The organism is Komagataeibacter xylinus NBRC 15237 (assembly GCF_001571345.1).
GTDB classification, from domain to species: Bacteria; Pseudomonadota; Alphaproteobacteria; order Acetobacterales; family Acetobacteraceae; genus Komagataeibacter; species Komagataeibacter xylinus.
Genome location: NZ_BCTP01000115.1, coordinates 1 through 1,734, shown reverse-complemented (window position 1 = coordinate 1,734; position 1,734 = coordinate 1). Strand labels below are relative to the sequence as shown.

Here is a 1,734-nt window from a genome sequence, read left to right as displayed (position 1 = left end):
AGGTGCTTTTTTGTTTGGGGCTGGCATAGGTAAGTGTTTATTGGGACGGGTTAGGAAGGGAGCTTAGCCCATTCGGTAAGGATTTTCACGAGCTTTGCGAGCGAGCGGGTGTTGAAGCGCCACTCGCATTCGGCCAGGAAGAGATGAAAGTCCTTGCGTGGTATTCCATTGTATCGTCGCAGATGACGCTTGGCCTGGCTCCAGAAGTTCTCGATGCCATTGATGTGGTTTCTTCCCTGGGTGAAATGCCTGCTGTGATCGACGCGCTCATGATGGAACTCAGACACATCGAGCCTGTCGTAGGCATGCCACGAATCACTGTAAGCGATTGAATCTGGGAGCACTTTCTGCCGGATGAGAGACATCAGCGTCTGGTGCCCGGCATTAGGGATCATGACAGCATGAACGTGGCCAGACCGCTTCAGCAGACCAAAGACGGCGACTTTTCCGGCAGCACCTCTGCCCCGTTTGCCTTTGCGATGCCCACCGAAATAGCTTTCATCGACTTCGATCTCGCCGGAAAAAGGTGCGTCATGAGCAATCTGTTCAGCGATGATTTCGCGCAGCTTGCGGTAATACAGGGTCGCGGTGTTGCGATTGACGCCCACAAGTTCGGCGGCACTCCGTGCGGGCGTGCCCGCAACGAAGTGCTCCAGAAGCCGTTTTTGGGTGTCAACGGGCAGTCGGCTGCGACGACGTGCTTTCATAGGATATATCAAGCCTTTATCGGCTTACCTATGCCAGCCCCTTTTGTTTTTCCATGTGCCCGCATGGCGCGCCCCGGAATCAGATGTTCCCATCGATTCCAGACACTGCGCGCAGGTCACACAATATCGGCAAAGCCGGGTGAGCGTTTGTGTTGCAGGACCGACAGCACGCCATGCAGGGATTCCTCAAGGCTTGCAGCATCCGGTGCGCTGCCCAATGCAATGCGCGCCCGCTGCGGCGGCTCGCCGCTGATGGTGAAAACGGTGCTGGGCACCAGCGCCAGGCCTCGCCTGCGGGCATACGCCACAAAATCCGCACTGCCCCACCAGTCCGGCAGTTTTAGCCAGACATGCGGCCCGTCGGGGTTCATGCAATGCCCTTCCCCCAGCACCCTGCGGGCAATGGACTGGCGCAGGCGCAGTTCTTTCTGGATGGCGTGCAGGATCGTATGCGCCTGCCCTGTCTGCATCCATCGCGCCGTGAGCGCGCTGAGCAGCCCGGCATTGGTGAGCGCAATGGCCCGGATGGCCGCCGTCACCCGCCGGGTCATGTCCGCATTGGGCAGGGCGACATAGGCGGTGCGCAGGCCGGGGCTGAGCGTTTTGGCGAGGGTAGCCACATAGCTGACACGGCTATGGTCGAGGGCTGCCAGTGCCGGGAGTGGATTGTCCATCAACAGGCTGTAGGGGTCGTCCTCGGCAATATGAAGATGATGATGCTGGGCAATCTTCAGGATGTTCCTGCGCCTTTGCAGCGACATCGTAGCCGTGGTGGGATTGTGGATGGTCGGGATGCAGTAGAGCAGCCGGGGATGATGCTCGGCGCAGACCCGATCAAGCTGGTCCGGCATCATGCCTTCCATGTCACTGTCCACGCCGACCAGAATAAGAGACTGTTTCAGAAGATAGTATAAAATCTCAAAATCCCAAAAATAATTGTTATTTATCAATTGGTTAATGGGGTAATTTAGCGCTAAATGACCCCATTCATGCCTTTTAGGGCCTGTTAGGCCCTGAATGACAGAAC

At 57.2% G+C, this 1,734-nt stretch carries 1 protein-coding gene and 1 pseudogene; both read right to left on the bottom strand.

What is annotated here, in order from left to right; genetic code table 11:
• Positions 1-50: 50 nt before the first annotated feature.
• A complete protein-coding gene (locus tag GXY01S_RS16615) occupies positions 51-707 on the bottom strand; it encodes an IS1595 family transposase (protein ID WP_061276874.1) in 657 nt (218 codons plus the stop codon).
• 116 nt (positions 708-823) lie between these two features.
• Positions 824-1,597, bottom strand: a pseudogene (locus tag GXY01S_RS16610) (aminotransferase-like domain-containing protein); the annotation flags it as partial.
• Positions 1,598-1,734: the final 137 nt, after the last annotated feature.

Coding starts and splice junctions, on each gene's coding strand:
- GXY01S_RS16615 (WP_061276874.1), bottom strand. CDS start 707: ATGAAAGCACGTCGTCGCAGCCGACTGCCCGTTGACACCCAAAAACGG.